This is a genomic window from Streptomyces phaeochromogenes, from assembly GCF_001418655.1.
In the GTDB taxonomy this organism is placed as follows: domain Bacteria; phylum Actinomycetota; class Actinomycetes; order Streptomycetales; family Streptomycetaceae; genus Streptomyces; species Streptomyces phaeochromogenes.
On sequence record NZ_LIQZ01000620.1, the window covers coordinates 1 to 956 of the forward strand.

Consider the following 956-nt stretch of genomic DNA (forward strand, 5'->3'; position numbering starts at 1 on the left):
CCGACGTGGACGCCGTCGACCTGCACGCGATGATCAGCTCGTTCTGCTTCTTCCGGGTCGCCAACCGGCACACCTTCGGGGCCCTGTTCGGCCGCGACCTGGTCGACCCGGCCCAGCGCGAGCACTACCGGAACATGCTGGGCGACATGGTCATCGCCTATCTGACGGCGGACCGCTCGGCGGACTGAGGGACGCGGCGCGACGCAGGCGGGGCACGGACAGGGCACCGCAAGATCCTTCGGCACGACCTCTTGACACCCGGGAAACGTGAGCGCAACATCCGTAGCCAACCGCTACTAACTATCCAGTGGGTTAATTAGCCGGGTAGCCCCCGGCACGGCCGCCCCGTCACCCCAGGGATCCGGCACTTCTCCCCCTCCGCTCACTCCGCTTACGTTGGAGTTCCCCCGAAGGAGCAAGCCGTGTCCGTCCCCGCAGCGCCCCTCGACGCGCCACCCGGCCAGCCAAAGAAGGCTGCGACGGCCGCCTGGATCGGCAGCGCGCTGGAGTACTACGACTTCTTCATCTACGGCAGCGCGGCGGCGCTGATCTTCCCCGAGGTCTTCTTCGACGAGTCGGACCCGGCCACCGCGACCCTGCTGTCGCTGGCCACGTTCGGTGTCGCGTACGCGGCCAGGCCGGTCGGCGCGCTGTTCCTCGGCCACTTCGGCGACAAGGTCGGCCGCAAGAAGATCATGGTCTTCACGCTGATCCTGATGGGGGTCTCGACGTTCCTCATCGGCTGTCTGCCGACGCGCGACCAGGTCGGCACGCTGGCCCCGGTGCTCCTGGTGATCTGCCGTGTCCTGCAGGGCATCTCGGCCGCCGGCGAGCAGGCCAGCGCCAACTCCATGTCGCTGGAGCACGCGCCACCCAACAAACGCGGCTTCTTCACCAGCTTCACGCTCAGTGGCACGCAGGGCGGCCAGCTCCTCGCCACGCTGGTGTTCATCCCG

Annotated in this window: 1 protein-coding gene and 1 pseudogene; both read left to right on the forward strand. The window is 68.0% G+C overall.

Going from position 1 to position 956, the window contains the following annotated elements:
- A pseudogene (locus AOK17_RS46765) lies at positions 1 to 188 on the forward strand (TetR/AcrR family transcriptional regulator); the annotation flags it as partial.
- Between the two features lie 234 nt (positions 189 to 422).
- Positions 423 to 956 (forward strand): MFS transporter (locus AOK17_RS46770; protein WP_245697891.1); only part of this gene is annotated, 534 nt, incomplete at its 3' end.